Annotated in this window: 17 protein-coding genes; 7 read left to right on the top strand and 10 right to left on the bottom strand. The window is 40.0% G+C overall.

The annotated features are described in order from the left end of the window. The first annotated feature begins 121 nt into the window (after window positions 1-121). Together ACMX2I_RS19045 and ACMX2I_RS19050 are read left to right on the top strand one after the other, a co-directional pair. A complete protein-coding gene (locus ACMX2I_RS19045) occupies window positions 122-943 on the top strand; it encodes a MerR family transcriptional regulator (RefSeq protein WP_414958022.1) in 822 nt (273 codons plus the stop codon). Between the two features lie 82 nt (window positions 944-1025). Further along, on the top strand, window positions 1026-1715 hold the full coding sequence (locus ACMX2I_RS19050) for a DUF554 domain-containing protein (RefSeq protein ID WP_087993560.1): 690 nt from the start codon (window positions 1026-1028) through the stop codon (window positions 1713-1715). 72 nt (window positions 1716-1787) lie between these two features. Here ACMX2I_RS19050 and ACMX2I_RS19055 read toward each other — a convergent pair whose 3' ends face one another. The 6 genes from ACMX2I_RS19055 to ACMX2I_RS19080 all read right to left on the bottom strand — a co-directional run bounded on the left by ACMX2I_RS19055 (window position 1788) and on the right by ACMX2I_RS19080 (window position 9772). Then, complete coding sequence (locus ACMX2I_RS19055) at window positions 1788-2477, bottom strand: HAD hydrolase-like protein (protein ID WP_414958024.1); 690 nt, start codon at window positions 2475-2477, stop codon at window positions 1788-1790. 168 nt (window positions 2478-2645) lie between these two features. Further along, window positions 2646-5012 (bottom strand): heavy metal translocating P-type ATPase, encoded by a 2367-nt coding sequence (locus ACMX2I_RS19060; RefSeq protein ID WP_414958362.1) that lies wholly within the window; start codon window positions 5010-5012, stop codon window positions 2646-2648. 142 nt (window positions 5013-5154) lie between these two features. Then, window positions 5155-5490: an ArsR/SmtB family transcription factor gene (locus ACMX2I_RS19065; protein WP_414958025.1), complete on the bottom strand. Its 336-nt coding sequence runs from the start codon at window positions 5488-5490 to the stop codon at window positions 5155-5157. Between the two features lie 139 nt (window positions 5491-5629). Beyond that, the gene (locus ACMX2I_RS19070) at window positions 5630-7801 is read right to left on the bottom strand and encodes an MMPL family transporter (protein ID WP_414958026.1); all 2172 of its coding nucleotides are present in this window, start codon (window positions 7799-7801) and stop codon (window positions 5630-5632) included. 116 nt (window positions 7802-7917) lie between these two features. Next, a complete protein-coding gene (locus ACMX2I_RS19075) occupies window positions 7918-8559 on the bottom strand; it encodes a response regulator (RefSeq protein ID WP_414958027.1) in 642 nt (213 codons plus the stop codon). Further along, complete coding sequence (locus tag ACMX2I_RS19080) at window positions 8552-9772, bottom strand: sensor histidine kinase (RefSeq protein WP_414958028.1); 1221 nt, start codon at window positions 9770-9772, stop codon at window positions 8552-8554. Before ACMX2I_RS19080 ends, ACMX2I_RS19075 begins: the two co-directional genes overlap by 8 nt. A 244-nt stretch (window positions 9773-10016) precedes the next feature. On the opposite strand from ACMX2I_RS19080, the gene ACMX2I_RS19085 reads away from it, so the two are divergent. From ACMX2I_RS19085 to ACMX2I_RS19095, 3 genes are all read left to right on the top strand, one after another. After that, a complete protein-coding gene (locus ACMX2I_RS19085; RefSeq protein ID WP_414958029.1) occupies window positions 10017-10187 on the top strand; it encodes a hypothetical protein in 171 nt (56 codons plus the stop codon). Further along, on the top strand, window positions 10184-10360 hold the full coding sequence (locus ACMX2I_RS19090) for a hypothetical protein (protein WP_289346539.1): 177 nt from the start codon (window positions 10184-10186) through the stop codon (window positions 10358-10360). The genes ACMX2I_RS19085 and ACMX2I_RS19090 overlap by 4 nt, the downstream gene beginning before the upstream one ends. Before the next feature lie 131 nt (window positions 10361-10491). Further along, window positions 10492-10893, top strand: coding sequence for a carboxymuconolactone decarboxylase family protein (locus ACMX2I_RS19095; RefSeq protein ID WP_414958030.1), 402 nt, complete (start codon window positions 10492-10494; stop codon window positions 10891-10893). Window positions 10894-10958: 65 nt separating this feature from the next. Here the strand turns inward: ACMX2I_RS19095 and ACMX2I_RS19100 are convergent, their stop codons facing one another. After that, entirely contained in the window at window positions 10959-11639 is a 681-nt protein-coding gene (locus ACMX2I_RS19100) for an ArsR/SmtB family transcription factor (RefSeq protein ID WP_087993553.1), read from the bottom strand. 89 nt (window positions 11640-11728) lie between these two features. On the opposite strand from ACMX2I_RS19100, the gene ACMX2I_RS19105 reads away from it, so the two are divergent. After that, complete coding sequence (locus ACMX2I_RS19105) at window positions 11729-12352, top strand: flavin reductase family protein (protein ID WP_414958031.1); 624 nt, start codon at window positions 11729-11731, stop codon at window positions 12350-12352. 107 nt (window positions 12353-12459) lie between these two features. Here ACMX2I_RS19105 and ACMX2I_RS19110 read toward each other — a convergent pair whose 3' ends face one another. Then, window positions 12460-13908 (bottom strand): PLP-dependent aminotransferase family protein, encoded by a 1449-nt coding sequence (locus ACMX2I_RS19110; RefSeq protein WP_414958032.1) that lies wholly within the window; start codon window positions 13906-13908, stop codon window positions 12460-12462. Window positions 13909-14042: 134 nt separating this feature from the next. Here ACMX2I_RS19110 and ACMX2I_RS19115 point away from each other — a divergent pair, with 134 nt between their 5' ends. After that, window positions 14043-14930 (top strand): DMT family transporter, encoded by an 888-nt coding sequence (locus ACMX2I_RS19115; RefSeq protein ID WP_414958033.1) that lies wholly within the window; start codon window positions 14043-14045, stop codon window positions 14928-14930. Between the two features lie 358 nt (window positions 14931-15288). Here ACMX2I_RS19115 and ACMX2I_RS19120 read toward each other — a convergent pair whose 3' ends face one another. Both ACMX2I_RS19120 and arsC read right to left on the bottom strand, forming a co-directional pair. Then, a complete protein-coding gene (locus tag ACMX2I_RS19120; RefSeq protein ID WP_414958034.1) occupies window positions 15289-16071 on the bottom strand; it encodes a GNAT family N-acetyltransferase in 783 nt (260 codons plus the stop codon). 194 nt (window positions 16072-16265) lie between these two features. Continuing rightward, window positions 16266-16685: an arsenate reductase (thioredoxin) gene (gene arsC, locus ACMX2I_RS19125; protein ID WP_087993550.1), complete on the bottom strand. Its 420-nt coding sequence runs from the start codon at window positions 16683-16685 to the stop codon at window positions 16266-16268.

Here is a 16685-nt window from a genome sequence, read left to right on the forward strand (position 1 = left end):
AACCATACAATATATCGGATTGAAATCTATCCGCAAACTTTACCTTTAGGCCTCTGCCATCATATATAATGTGGGATATATATAAAGAGTTCACCAATCAAAGAACAGAAAGGTTGATAGAATGAAGAAATTTTTTTCGATTGGAGAAGTTTCAAAGTTATTCAATGTGAAAATCTCTGCTCTTAGGTATTATGATAAAATCGGCCTTTTGAAACCGGAATATAAAGACGAGCAAACAAACTATAGATACTATTCCACCCAACAGTTTGAGCGGCTGGATACCATCAAGTATTTGAGGGCTTTAGGCCTGCCAATCAATAAACTTCTTGACTTTTATAATTCTCAAAATACCAACACTCTGATTCATATACTGAAAAGCCAGCAGACTGACATTGATCGCAAAAAGAGAGAATTGGAACGCATTGAGAAAAAGATCTCCCGCCGCATCATCCAAATAGAAGATGCCGTTCACACGCCGTTAGATCACATTTCAAAAATCAAACTTCCCGCCTTACGTGTGGCTTATTTAGAGCATGAGTATATTCTCGGCCATGATATCGAACATTCATTAGCAGAATTGAGAACCCGCCTGAATGTAAACGAGGATATCTTTATAGGCAAGATCGGTTTATCCATTTCAGCAGCACATGTAAAAGCAAATCAGTTTGACAAATATTCCAGTATATTCATGATTCTTGAAGATGAAAGTGAAAACACTTTATCAGAAACCATTTTCCCTTCAAGAGAATATCTGCAAATCAGGTTTAAAGGATCACATCCAGAAGCCGAACCCTATTACAAAAAGTTGCTGGCATACATGAAAGAACATCATTATGAGGTAGCAGCCGACTCAATTGAAATTACACTCATTGATTATGGAATTACGAATAATCTAGACAGCTATGTGACTGAAATCCTCTTGCCAATCAAATCAATCTCATGAATATGTTTTCAATCTCCCTTGACTCTCTACTAACTTGAGGGTTTATTTTTTATACAGGAAGCGTTATTGGAGGAGAAAACTTATGTTTGGAACCATTTTTAACACAGTTATGATCATTGCAGGAAGCGTCATCGGAGGGATATTTAAAAAAGGCATTAAAGGCGAATACCAGGATATCCTGATGCAGGCAATGGGGTTCGCTGCTGTCGGGCTGGGGATCAATGCCCTTACACAGCATTTGCCTGATAGTAAATACCCCATTCTTTTTATCGTGAGTTTAGCCCTTGGAGGTTTGCTTGGCCAAATCATCAACCTGGAATTACGGTTCAACAAGCTGGTGAACAGATTCTCTAAAAGCAATTTAGCGGAAGGTTTATCAACTGCGATCTTATTATTTTGTATAGGTTCGCTGTCAATATTGGGCCCTGTTGAAGCCGCGCTGAATGAAAATTATACGTACCTCCTGACAAACGGTATGTTAGATGGGATTACCTCCATTGTGCTCGCTTCGACTTTTGGATTTGGAATAGCAGCTGCTGCCATTGTGTTATTTGCCTGGCAGGGCTCCATCTATTTATTTGCTAAAGTAATGGAGAGCGCAATCAATACAGACCTTATAAACGAAATCACAATTGTGGGAGGCATACTCATCCTCAGCTCAGGGTTAAGCATTCTGGGAATCAAGAAATTTAAAACGCTGAATCTGCTGCCCTCCCTATTGATCCCGCCTGTTGTCATTTTCGTGATTCATGTATTTGGATTGCGGTTTTAATGACAGGATTTAAAGTCACACTTAAAGGAAGGAGATTCATATGCTGTTTCATGGCTTGACTCTCTCTTTCTTTTAAGTTTGACGGTTGAATAAAACTGAATCTCCTTTTTTCAGCTCCGGCAGCAATGTTTTCAGCTCGATTAAGTCATGGATGACAAAGTCAGCTTGAGCAAGTTCCTCTTCCTGTGCAAAATCAAAATGGCATCCGATGGCCATCAAACCATTATCTTTAGCCGCATTTATGTCAGACAGACGGTCCCCGATAACTGCCGCCTGCTGAATGCCGTATTTTTTCAGGATAGTGTTTACTATATCGCCTTTATTCAGTGTATGTATTTGTTGAATACTAAACGTTTCAGTCACCCACCTGTCTAACTGATAAAAACTCACAATTGCTTTTAGGTATTCTATTAAGCCATTACTTGCTATAAAAATTGAATAATTGTTGTCTCTCAAATAACTGAATATCTCTTCAACGTGAGGATATAATGCGCCTTTCCCTTGGTTGATATTAGCTATTAACCTTTCTAAAAAATAAGCATCCATCTTTTCTCTTATTTCAATGGAGTGGTTTGGCAATAAAATCTTCCATACTTCAGGTAAAGGAACACCCATGATCTCCCTGTATTTCTCAATAGGGGTCGCTGTATCCCATTGGCCAAGTGACCTTAAATAATCGAAGGCATCATCTAATGATAATTCTAAAATTGTATCCGTTTGAAACAACGTTCCATCCATATCGAAAATGAGTGATCTCACCAAATTGACTTCTCCTTTTTCTCACGACTTTATCTTCTAAATATCACCACAAAATAAGATTATTTTAGCTTATGAAAGAAAGGTAAAATCACAGTTTATATGTAAAAAACAGCCATATCACATAACATCAGCAATATGCGATATGGCGATCAGTAAATGATTTCTTGATGTCTATTCTTTATAATTCAGCAATCTTAGCGCATTTAAAATCACAATCAAAGCGGCACCTGTATCACTCAATACAGCAAGCCAAAGTGTTAGCCAGCCTGGAAAGATGAAAACCAATGCTATGACTTTAATCATGATGGAGAACCAAATATTTTGTTTAATGATAGCTAAAGCCTTTTTGCTTAACTTCATCGTATGGGAAAGTTTATCAAGGTGATCAGCCATTAAAATAATATCTGCTGTCTCCATTGCAGTGTCGGTTCCTGCACCGCCCATAGCAATACCCAAATCTGCTGCTGCGAGTGCCGGCGCATCATTAATACCGTCTCCCACCATCGCTGCCTTATAGCCTTCTTTTTGTAATGTCTTGATAGCCTCTACTTTTTCTTCCGGCATTAATTCTGCAAAATAACGATCGACATTAGCTTCTGAAGCAATCACTTTTGCGGTTCCTTCATTATCTCCGGTCAACATGACTGTCTGTTTGACTCCGCTTTGTTTTAACGCTTGTAAAGCTGAAGCTGACGTTTTCCGTATTGTGTCAGAAACAGCGATCATCCCGATGATTTGATTTTGGGTTCCGATTATAACGGTTGTCCTGCCTTTGTTCTGCTGTTCTTGACTATATTTTTTTGCATCCTTTACATCCACATTCATTTGTTCAAATAGCTTTAGATTGCCTGCGTAAAAAGTCTCTCCTTGAATGTCCGCTTGAACGCCTTTTCCTACGATATTCTTGAATAACTCGCCCTTTTTAGGCTGGATTCCTTTTTCATTGGCGTAATCAACGATTGATTTAGCAATGGGATGTGCAGAGTAATCCTCTAATGTGAAAGCGATCGATAGCAATTCTGCCTCAGATAGGTGCAAAGCCTTAATGTCAGATACGTTAGGCTTTCCCTCGGTTAATGTTCCTGTTTTATCAAATGCCACAGCAGAAATGGCCCCAGCGGTTTCCAAAAACGTTCCGCCTTTTATGAGCACGCCATTCCTTGCAGCGTTACCGATAGCTGATACGATGGCAACAGGCGTAGAAATCACTAAAGCACAAGGACAAGCTACAACGAGAAGTTCAAGCCCTTTATAAAACCACCCGCTCCAAGTGCCAAACCCAATGAGTGGAGGAAACACCATAATCGCCAATGCAAGAATAAACACAACTGGTGTATAAATACTTGCAAATTTATCTATAAAGGCTTCTGTTGGCGCTTTTTGTTCTTGCGCTTCTTCAACCAAGTGTATGATCTTGGAAATGGCTGTATCCTCAACCAACTTCGTGACCTTGATTTCAAGGGAACCATGTTCATTCATAGTCCCGGCGTATACCGCATCACCAATTTGCTTATCTACAGGGATGGATTCTCCTGTTATCGGAGCCTGGTTGACACTGGATTCGCCGCGGGTGATTTCACCATCTAATGGAATCTTATCACCTGGTTTTACAACGATGATATCATCGATGGTTATGTCTTCAACTGGTTTTTTCATCAGCTCTGAACCAACTTGGGCCCAGGCTTCTGCAGGTGCCAATTCCATAAGGTGATGAATGGAATTTCTTGTTCGTTCGATTGACTTCGTTTGCAGGTAATTGCCAAGGGCAAATAGCCAAACAACTGTGGCGCCTTCAAGCCATTCCCCGATGAAAGCCGCTCCAATCGCCGCTGCTGACATTAAAACATTCATATCGAGTGAACGGCTTTTGATCGCATAGTATGCACTTTTCACGGGCTTGTACCCGCTTACCGCCATAGCGATAAAGTAGAGCGCTGCTGACATCATGGCAGGCAACCCATAAAAGGAACCGGTAAAACCAAGGGCGATGAGTACACCAGATAAGATGACTACACGCTGTTCATTTTTATTTTTCTGTATTGATTTCTTACCTGATTGCAGGGAAGCTTGATAGCCAATTTTTGAAATCTCATTGATAATATCTTTGACACTGCCCGAATGTTCAATTTTCATTTTTCCAGTGGAGAAATGGACAGTAACATGTTTAACGGAGGAAAGACCATTTAAATGGTTTTCAATACTCTTAGCACAACTGCTGCAGTCCATTCCCTCAATATCAAACGTTTTGATGTCCCCTTGATGTAAAGGTTCAATAGAAAATCCAAGTTTTTTTATTTCACTGGCAATTGGGTTAAAGGCTTCTGGGCTGCTTGCTGCCACTTGCATTTTCGCAGTACTGTAATGAACCTTTACATCAGCTATATCCTTTAATGTACGCAACCCTTTTTCAATTGTTTTTGCACAAGCAGGACAATCCATCCCATGAATCCTGTATGACCTCTTCTCCCCGGAAGGAAGAGGCTCCGGGTGTGTTTCTGCTGTGTGATGCTCTTTACTGCCGCAGCAGCTTGCTTTCATTGAATGATTCTCTGTGGGGATTTTGCTCTGACAACAACTTGATTGATCTTGTTCATTACCTGTTTCTTTCGATGAATGGCTGCTGCAATTTTTCTCTTTATATTCAGCTTCTTTAGTAGAACGGCAACATTTGTCAGCCAACTCAATCCTCCTCATCTATGTGACGTTCACAACAGGCAACATCATGTTGAACATCTTGGAGAACAACATCGAACATGGTTAATAAATCCCGAATATGCTGAGTTTTCACACTGTAATAGCAGTATTTCCCTTCATTCCTTCCCACAATAATTCCGCACCCTTTTAAACACGCAAGATGCTGTGAGATGTTCGACTGGTTCCCTTTTATTTCTTCTACAATTTGAGAAACCGTTTTTTCCTGGTTTTTTATGCTTTCAAGAATTTGAATTCTTGTTTTATTAGAAAAACCATGTATGAGCTTCACTTTCATATCTAAGTCGATATTTTGCAATTGCATGTGTTCCCCTCCTCACATTAGAAAATGCTAATATGTTTAACATCATATTAGCAATCACTAATATATGTGTCAATTAGGCAATCATCGTTACCTCTTTTCATCACAAAAAAGCAGATCTCGCAAAAAGATCTGCTTTCTATTACATGATTTGTTTCTTTTGTTCCTGATCGATCTCCGGCTGAATTCCCTTCGTGAGTTGATGCCCTTCTATATCTACATTCGGAATGATCTTGTCCAGCCATTTTGGCAAATACCAGGCTGCATCCCCCATCAGCTTCATGACACTTGGAATGAGTGTCATTCGTACAATAAATGCATCAAAGAGCACACCAAAGGAAAGAGCCAATCCGTTTGCTTTGATAGACGCTTCACCAGCAAAGATAAATCCTGCAAAAACGAATATCATGATCAGGCCTGCTGCGGTGACAACAGGCCCGCTGTGTTTTAAACCAGCTTGAATCGCTTGGACTGGATTTTTTGTTTTCACATATTCTTCACGCATTCTGCTTACAAGGAATACTTGATAATCCATGGCTAATCCAAACAGTATCCCAATGGATAAAATCGGCAAGAACGCGAGTATCGGCCCTTTTTCAGGTATTTTGAAAAAGTCGATGAGATTCCCGTCTTGTAAGACAAATACACAGATTCCAAGAGTGGCTGTCATCGTCAATATGAATCCTGCAACAGCAACAAGCGGCACAAGCAACGAACGGAATACGATTGTCAGCAATACAAACGCAAAACCAACAATGAGTACAGCAAACACCGGTATCGCATCATTCAGCCGATCTGAAATATCAATATTCACTGCAGTCGATCCAGTAACGAGCAAATCTACCCCGTTTTTATCTGATAAGCTGCGTACATCCTGTACCAAATCCTTTGTTACCACATCATTTGGACCTGTTTCAGGAACGACCGTAATGATAGCAAAGTTCCCTTCTTTATTAGGCATTGCGGGAGTGACACTCGCTACATGTTTTAGTTCCTTTATTTCTTTCACTGCATCTGCGAAGGCTTCCGCCTTATTTTCTGCCACACTTGTGGCGTCCGCTACGATTGTTAATTGACCATTAAATCCTTCTCCAAATCCATCGGCAAGCAAGTCATAAGCCCGGCGATCTGGATTATCCTTCGCTTTCATCCCTGCATCAGGCAAGCCCAGCTCCAAATGCATAGATGGGATACTAATAACAAGCAAAATGAGAATGCTGCATATACTTAGCATGATAGGATTTTTTGTGACAAAGCGTCCCCAGACATTTGTTTCGGCGCTTTGTTTTTCTTTTTTCTTGTTTGCTTTCGGAACCATCCGTTTACCCGCTATCGACAAGACGGCAGGCACCAGCGTGATTGAAGCGAGAACAGCCAGCAATACACTAAGTCCTGCTGTCAGCCCCATTGCGGACATAAAAGGAATGTTAACAACCGTCAATCCGCAAAGTGCGACGATAACAGTAAGTCCGGCAAAAACAACTGCACTCCCAGCTGTTCCTGTAGCTCTCGCAATTGATGCATTTTTTTGTATACCTTCGCCTAAAAACTGGCGGTGCTTCGTAAAAATAAATAAAGCATAATCAATCCCAACAGCAAGGCCAATCATTCCGGCTAATGAAAGACTGACGGAAGCAATATCGAATACCTGTGTCCCAATCAAAACCAGTCCAATGCTTACTCCTAATCCAATCAGTGCAGTTAAAATCGGCAAACCAGCTATTAATAAAGACCCGAATGTAATGGCTAAAACGACAAAAGCCAAGATAATGCCGACAATTTCAGACACTCCGCCTATCTCCATTTCGGCTCCCGGTACATCTCCGCTAAGTTCAGTTTGTAGTCCCTCATCATCAGCCATTTTCAAACTGTCTTTTAAGTGTTTGATAGAGTAATTTTTTATATCATCTGCTGAAGATTTATACTTAATATCAGCATAGGCAACCGTGCCGTCTTTCGCGATTGTTCCTGTCACAAAAGGACTTGCGATCGAGTCAACGGAATCATCTTTATTGATTTCCTTGAACGTATTTTCGATTGCTTTTTTCGCTGTCTTTGCAGTAAGTTTCTCTCCATCTTCAGCACCGAAAATCACCCTTATGCTTCCTTTATCAGGGCCGCGAGGAAATTCTTTTCGAATCACATCCAGCGCTTTTTCCGAAGGTGTGTCAGGTATGGACATATCCTCAGAAAAACTTGGTTTTAACGTGATTGCAAGGCCTATCGACGCAACTAACACAACGATCCACGCACATATTACTTTTACGCGATGGCGAGCAACCCATCCTCCTAATTTATATAACATTCTTGACATGATAATCCCCTTTCAACACATTGCTTGATCATATTCCTTCTCATTGTAGTGGACAATGAAATAAAAAAAACGTACATTCGGGCATGTACGTTTGGGCAAATTTCTAATATAGGATGTTAGTTGTCTAGTGTCAGAATGCCTCTTTGCATGGCAATCGTCACTGCTTCAGTTCTGGAATTCGCGCCTAATTTATTGTAAATGGACGTTAACCTGGACTTTACGGTTCTCTCTGACACGCCCAAATCAAAGGCGATCGCTTTGCTTTTAAAACCTTTAGCAATTGCTTTTAGGACAATGACTTCCTTTTCTGTCAGCTGGGTATGACTGTTCTGCTTCTTCATCCGCTCCAATTGAATTTCTTGCAGACGTTTTAAGATATCAGGCTGCAACAGCACGTTTCCTCTTATTGCTGCATCCATTGTATGAAAAAGGGTTTCTGAACTCGTATCCTTCAATAGATATCCTTTCGCCCCTAATTCAATTCCTTCGATCATGAAGTGATCTTCATTATACGTAGTCAAAATAATGATGGGGATGTCGTGTTTTTCTTTGATTTGTTTAATGGATTCTAACCCGCTCATCACCGGCATATACAAATCCATGAGAATAATATCCGGTTTTAATTCATCTGCAAGGCGGACTGCTGATTTGCCATTTTCCGCCTCTCCTATAATGGTGTAGTGATCATTCGTTTCAATTAAAAGCTTCAGACCTTCCCTCACGACAAGGTGGTCATCAACGATTAAAACCTTATTCATCTTGCATCTCTCCCTGAATTGGTACGGTGATCTCAATTTGTGTTCCTTTAGATTTTGTACTCTTTATATTGAAATGGCCTTTCATTGCTCTGACGCGTTCTTGTATGCCGAGAAGCCCATAATGTCCTCTCTTTTTCTTGCCCTTTTCAACATCAAAGCCTTTGCCATTGTCTTTGACCGTTAAATGGAGCCCCCCGTTATCATCCCAAATGGATACCGAGATCGTATCTGCTTCAGCATGCTTTGCTGCATTCGTTATACATTCCCCAATGATGGAATAACAGTTTTCAGCTGTACGAACGTCTAACACCTGATGTAATCTGTAGTCTAAAAAACCGCCCATGCCTGTCGACTCTTGAAAATGATCCATCAGTGAGGTAATTCTTTCTTTTAAAAAACCGATTTCTTCTGATTTGCTGCGCAGATCATCAATCGCTGAACGTGCATCCGCTAATGTGCCTCTCACTCTTTTCATCGATTGTTGAATGATTTCTTTTGCTCTCTCTGTATTGCCTTTCGTAAGATGAACATGAATAGCATCCAGCTGCATATTTAAACTGACCAGCCCTTGAGCAAGCGTATCATGTAAGTCCCGGGCCATACGCTGTCTTTCGTTTTGCAGCGTCAGCTGTTCGACCTGCTGATGAGCCAGCTCCAGCCTTTCAAGAGTCAGCTGCGCTTTTATCTTTTCATCGACTTGGGAAAATAATGTAGCGGCATAAGTAATAATCACGATCATAATAGGTACGGCAATGACAAGAAAATGCAAATATTCACCTTTGTGAATCTGATGCGGTACATTGATTGACAGCAGAAGCAATAAATAAAGTATGAGGAAAGCCCTTCTTCTGTCTGCCATTCCTGCAATCTGCCCAATCAAAAATGCATAAAGGCCAATGATGACCAGCACTAAGAAGCCAGTCATGACATTAGCCAGTATAAAAGTGATCAAACCTTGCAGCACAAAATATAGAATGACCCTTTTCTTAACCCAGCGATATGAATGCCAATGCAGCAAAGCAAAAATGGCGGTCAATACTGTAAACACGTTAAGCAATAAAATGGACCAGCTCCCAATAATAAATTGCAGCACGATAGAGGCTACATAGATCATGAGAATAAAAGCCAGTCCCGGAACTCTGAGTGCAAGCATATTTAATGCCCGTCTATCATGTGAGTAGTATTTTTCTTCGAAAGGATTCCTTATACGCAAACCTCATCCACTTCCTTTCCATTGACAGAAGCGATACACACTCGAACCAGACATACATTTATCCCATCATTTTATAAGAAGAGAGAGAACTCAACAATACAAAGATGCAGTAAAGCATTAGCGTTCCCAACATGTGATCATTGCCCAAACGTACATAAGCGTTCTGCCTTTATGTACGTTTTATCTTTTCAAATTTACATTTACAATACTGAAGAAGTCACTATTCATAGAAGGAATGATCAACTTGAAATCGATTGATCACACCATTTTATCATTAAAAAGAAAAGGTATCCGAACTGAGAAAGTGTCAAAAAATCAGTGCCCTGATCGATTAAGCCATGCGAACGAAAAAACAGACAAGCATAGCAACAAAAATACTCAATCAAAGATCACGTGTAAAGAAAAAGAGGAATGAATATGTATTGGTTTTTAGCTACTTTATTATATTTTCTCATCGGTACTTGTATATTCATTGGAGTCATTAGAGACAGTCACTCAGGCTCATGGATCCTGCTTGCATTAGCAGCTCCGCTCATCATTGTTGGCTATCCCTATTTTTATTCAAAGCAGCTTCTTGCCAAAAGATAGTGAAATAGACGCCATACAAATTGCATATTGGTAAAATGATCAATAGCGGAATACAATCTAATGTATCTTGAGGAAAGGAGTCTTGCCTTATGAGCCAAAGAGTGTCCTAATATGATGTTGCACCTGAAGGTATGAAGATGATGATGGATATGGAGAAATACACGAAACAATCTTCAATTAACCGAACGACGAGAGAACTAATCAAAATCAGAGTTTCTCAAATAAATGGCTGTGCCTTCTGCATAGATATGCATACTTCCGATGCCCGCAAAATGGGTGAAACTGAACAGCGAATTTACTGTTTACACGCTTGGAATGAATGTGATTTTTATTCACCTGAAGAGAAAGCAGCGCTCGAACTCTCTGAACACATTACGCTTATTCCAACGAAAAGGGTTTCCGACGCGCTGTATCATCGAGTGCGTGAACATTATGATGAAAAACAATACGTTGACCTTGTTTTCATCATCAATCAAATAAACAGTTGGAATCGCATTTCTATTGCAATGGGGAACCAAGCAACTTCAAGATAATAAGAAGGAGTAAGATTCTTAACGAATCTTACTCCTTCTTTCTTATTCCCTTAATAAAAAATTCCCTAAATATTCATTTTAAAGTATTTCTCAAATGCCGCTCTCCCGCTTTGTGTCATCTTAATCGCTCTTGTTTTAGGCATACGAACGATCCATTCTTCCTCTAACATTCGCACCAATAGGGCGTTTCCTAACGCTCCTGCAATATGATGCTGCCGCTCACTCCAATCCAAACAGCAGCGGGCAAATGCTCTCCGCTTATTTCGCTGCTGCTCTTCGTTAATGCCTAAATTCGAAAAGAACAAAGAACCCTCTGAAGTTACCTCAAAGTCTAAATCGGCTTTTTTTAACATCCCCTGCTCAACCAGTGAATGAGTGATTTGCACGCCCACATAACCTGCCAAATGATCATAACAGGTGCGGGCGAAATGCAAGTCACTTTTCTCTTTTGAATCTTTTAAAGATGTGACTTTGGCTTTAGGGGCAATCAGAAGCAATTGCTCAATCACGTTTGCTGCATCTGAGTCAGACAATCTGTAATACCTATGTCTTCCATGCTTCTCTACGCTGATCAGCTCTTCTTCAAGCAATTTTTTCAGGTGAAAACTTGCGGTTTGAGGTTTAATGTTAGCGAGATATGCAAGCTCTCCCGCAGGGTGTATCCTTCCATCCATTAGGGTGAGAAGAATGGAAGAACGCGAGGGATCAGATAACAATGCAGAGATTTTTGCGATATTAGGATTCATGTTTTTCCTCCTTACATTCATATTTCGATGATAGTTGAAATGTTAAACCTTTACAATATGAATGTCATGATGACAAGGAGGAATAAGCATTGGACATTAAAAAACAAGACACTCTTCATTTTAAAGAAATTAAACCAAAAATCATGTATTATGGCACCTCAACATTTATTCTGACGACATTGAATGAGGATGGAACCACTAATATTAGTCCTATGTCTTCTTCTTGGGCTCTTGGAAACTATATTGTCCTTGGAGTAGGCCTAGGAGGAAAAGCCATTGAAAATTTGGAAAGACACAAAGAATGTGTCATAAACTTGCCTAGCCCGGAATTATGGGAAAATGTTGAAAGAATTTCGTCTTATAGCGGAAAAAGGAATATACCGCATTTGAAGAAACAGCTCGGATTTACATATCAAAAAGAAAAATACGAGTCAGCAGGGTTATCACCTTTACAATCAAAGACAGTATCACCAACACGCATTAAAGAATGCCCGATTCAAATTGAAGCCGAAGTCAAGCATATTCGGATTCCTGAATATGAACCATCATTTGCGATTGTAGAGACGCAGGCATTACATTTTCACGCCGAGGAAAGCATCATATTGAACGAAAACCACATAAATCCTTCAAAATGGAGTCCGCTTATCTATAATTTTAGACATTATTTTGGCTTGGGAAGAGAAATAGGAAAGACCTTTCGTTCAGAAACATGACCATCTTTACCTTTTTAGAGACCGAGCCATGACTTATGATTATCAGATCAAGCTATCATTTGGCTTGGTCTCTTTTTTAGTGAAACATCCATTTAAGGCTATAAAGTTTATTTACTTGCCAACTTCTTGATCATCAAACCCAACTCATAAATCCCCTTTTGGAGGTCATCAAGAGATGCATAAGCATATGATAAGCGAACATGATTCCCTTTTTCCTGAGCATAGATACTGCCGAGATTGAGAAGAATGCCTTTTGATAAAGCTTTTGTATAAAGTAATTTCATTGATATTGGAGGCAATATTTTTATCCAGACAAAGAATCCTCCCTTTGGGATGTTCCATGTCGCAACATCTTTCAAATGGGTTTCTAATGCACTCAAGGCCAAATCTCTTCTCACCTTTAATTGCTTTCTGACCTTTTCTAAATGCTGCTGGTATTGGCCCGATGTAAACCACTCTGCCGCTACTCGCTGGGATAACGAACTAGATCCGTAATCTGTTTGCATTTTAATATCGGATAAACGTTCAATCACGGGTTCCGGACCGACGATCCATCCAATCCTCAAGCCCGGACTTAACGTTTTTGATAAACTGCCTATGTATAGCACATGCCCATTTTTATCTATTGTTTTGATAGGATAGGGCGGAACTTCATCGATCCATAACTCTCGATAAATGTCATCTTCAATCATGGGAAGCTGTGTATTCCCACTTGCCGCAAGGATTTCTTCCCGCCTCTTTTTTGACATTAAAATACCGGTTGGATTATGAAAACAAGGATTTGTATATAATATAGCCCTTCCCCGTTCCCCTCTTGTCATCTGAAGATTTCCCGGCAAAAGTCCCTCATTATCCATAGGAAGCCCAGTCAGTTTCATGCCAGCTGATTGAAATACGTGTAATGAATAAAGGTAGGATGGCTGATCAAGATAAACGGTTGATCCCCTTTGCAAAAGCCCCATTGATATCAGTTGCAGGGCTTGCAATGCTCCCGAAACAATCAGAATGGAAGACGGTGAGGCATTGATTCCAAAGGTTTTTAAATAGTTGCTTAATGCCTCTCTCAACGGAAAGTATCCTTTTGGCTCCTCGTATCCGAACGCTTCCATGTTTTGAGATACCTTGCCCATCATCTCTTGCATAGTTCGCAAAGGAAAAATTTCAGTTGAAAGCTCGCCTTTACTGAGCTGTATAAGGTCCGTATTTGATTCTGATTGGTTTATCTCTTGCACGATTTTTTGGCTGGGCTGCTGAATTCCAGAGGTTACATATTGATCCCAATCAGGAGCAGAATTCTTAGCTAGTAGTGTCCATGTATTGTTGATAACAACTGTGCCTTTCCCCATTCTGCCTTCTATTAACCCATCTGCCATCAATTCCTCTAAGGCTGTAATCACGGTGCTTCGATTTACATGAAAGTCTTTTGCAAGCGTGCGCTGGCTTGGAATCTTGCTTCCAATCGGCCACTCCCCATTTCCTATTTTCTCCTTAATAAAGTGAACGATTTGTCTGTACTTAGGAAGCTTTTTCATCTTTTTTTCTTCTGGAAAGCTCATGAAAGCAGTCTCCTTACAACTAAATTGGTTGGGTCAAAATCTGTTTAACTGGTTGAAGCCCTATTAGCAAATCTTTATTAGTATAGAAACACATTAAAATAACTGGTTGGCTTTTGTAAAGAGGAGTGGAAAAAATGAGAAAGAAAACAGTTCAAATGATCATATCTAACAGTCTGATGATCGGTTTGTGGGCATCAGCTTTTCCTGGGATTCGCGCAGGCCTGGAAGATTACACACCAGAACATCTTGCTTTATTTCGTTTATTAGTCGGCTCTCTGGCATTGTTGCTTTTTGCGTTTTTTACACAGATGCGCTTACCTGACATGAAGGACATTCCTGCCATTTTCTTTTTAGGATTTTTAGGTTTTGCACTCTATCACAGTTTGCTGAATATCGGTGAAAAAACAGTGAGTGCCGGAGTTGCAAGCTTACTCGTCACCACGGCACCAATTTTTTCAGCCATGTTCTCTCGCCTGCTTTTTGGTGAGCATTTTGGAATCGCTAAGTGGATTGGCTCTATGATCAGTTTATTAGGTGTTTCATTGATTGCATTCGGGGCAGGAGACTATACATATTCAATGAAAGGTATACTTTTTATTCTGCTGGCAGCTTTTTCGGAGAGTATTTACTTCGTTTTCCAACCCCGTTATATAAAAAAATATGGTTTTATTCCATTCGTCACATTCACCATTTGGGGCGGGACATTACCTATGCTTGTGTTTCTGCCCGGCTTAGGCGAGGAAGTAATAAACGCTTCCATGAGCGCAACACTGTCTATTGTTTATTTAGGTTTATTGCCAACAGTTGTGCCATACTTTGCACTTGCATATGTCACTTCACTCGTCGGTGCTTCAGAAGCAACCCTTTCACTTTATGTAACACCGGCTTTAGCCTTGATCATTTCTTGGTTGTGGATAGGTGAAATACCCGCATTTATTTCTCTGCTAGGCGGAGTGGTTACAGTCGGCGGGGTATGTTTCACCTATTTAAAATCAAATGAAATGGCACGAAAACGCTCTTAGACACAAATAAAGAAGATACCGATATCATTTGGTAACTTCTTTGAGCGCGAAATCATTAACGAAATTATTCACGAAGGCGCACAATTAAAATCATTAAAAAAAGATCAAGGAATTTTGACCGCATTAGAATATTCAAACGAACTTCACATTGGATAAAATGACCGAGATTCAACATTCTTATAAAAAAGCCGTTCAACATGTAAAATAGATCGAAATAAAAGGTGAGGATAAAAAAATAAAGGACTTATCGAAAACACTTCGCCGGCAATTACATCTGGAACCTTAAAACAAATTCATAACCGCTGACTCAGGTAGAGAAGAGTGCTTATCTCTTCTCTCTTTTTTCAGATCAATGTTTTTACGATTTTCCAGAATAGAAAATAGAGTATTCGGTCATTGCCTTAAAGCCTAGTTTTGCTGCTAAACTAAAGGAAGATTTGTTGTTAACATCACAATCCCAACTAGGCACCATTCCATTTTTCAGACAAAAATCGATAAACTCACTTCCTACACAATAAGCTAAACCCATGCCTCTGTATTCTTCAAGTGTATAGATATCCATTTCCGCACGATTACGCCCTGAAAATATCGAGGTACACTCACTCACAACATGATTATCATGTAATACGGCAAACCCAAAGCCTTTTGATGAAAAATGCGAGACAGAATCCCAATACTCCTCATAATATGTTTTGTTAAATTCCGTGCTGTTTGAGATGATGTCTTCGTCTATCCTTTTTAAAACAAACCCCTTTGGAAGTTGTAATTCCGTTATAGAAGGTTTTTGCTGAAAAGAAAATGCGACTCTTTTCATTTGATTCAATTCGTCTTTCAGGATTGTTTTCATTACTCTGTCCCATGTATCGCTAGAGCTAAACAAGGTAAATCTTTTTGTTGGTTTCGCTTGTTTTCCATAATATTCAGCAATGAAATCATTAAAATCTTGATTCCCCTCTTCTCCCGCAATAAAGTAAATTCCGGATTCGGTCCCTATCAAAAATGATTTAGGGAAGGTGTGGTCATCTACATAAACAACTCCCGGAATCGTTTGTTCTAATATTGAATAGACAAATGTTGGGCAAACTTTTTCATGAAACCTTGTTTTTATGCCATTATATTTTTCTTTTGTTAACTCCTGCAAACTGACAACTCCTTTAAAACAGCGTCTCCTTCATGATTCTGTTTACAAAATCAATTTTCCTCTGTCACAAGCTAAATAACTTTCCTTTTAAAGCGGACAGTTCACGGATCACAGTCAAGTTAAACCAAAAAACAGGTGTCTGCACTTAGCTCGCAGACACCTGTTGAACAATACACGCTGAGTATATCTATTACTTATTCCCCAGTTTCAGCAAACTGTTTTAAGCGCTCGCCAATTTCATCACGCACTCTTTGGAAAAACGCCCATTTTTCTTCGTCTGTTCCTTGTGCTTTTGCCGGATCATCAAATCCCCAATGCTCACGTTTTACATGCGGAGGCGTCATTGGACATTTGTCAGCTGCATCACCACAGAGAGTCACAACCAAATCAGCATTGTTTAAAATGTTCGGATCAATCATATCCGAGGTTTGATTGGAGATATCAATCCCCGCTTCTTTCATCGCTTTCACAGCATTAGGATTTAATCCATGGGCCTCGATTCCTGCGCTGTACACGTTCCACTTGTCTCCAAGGTATTTTTTCCCCCATCCTTCAGCCATTTGACTGCGGCAGGAATTTCCAGTGCATAAAAAGTAAATCGTTTTCTTTGACAT

Origin of the sequence: Bacillus sp. SW14, assembly GCF_047608225.1 — a bacterium.
In the GTDB taxonomy this organism is placed as follows: Bacteria; Bacillota; Bacilli; order Bacillales; family Bacillaceae; genus Bacillus; species Bacillus subtilis_G.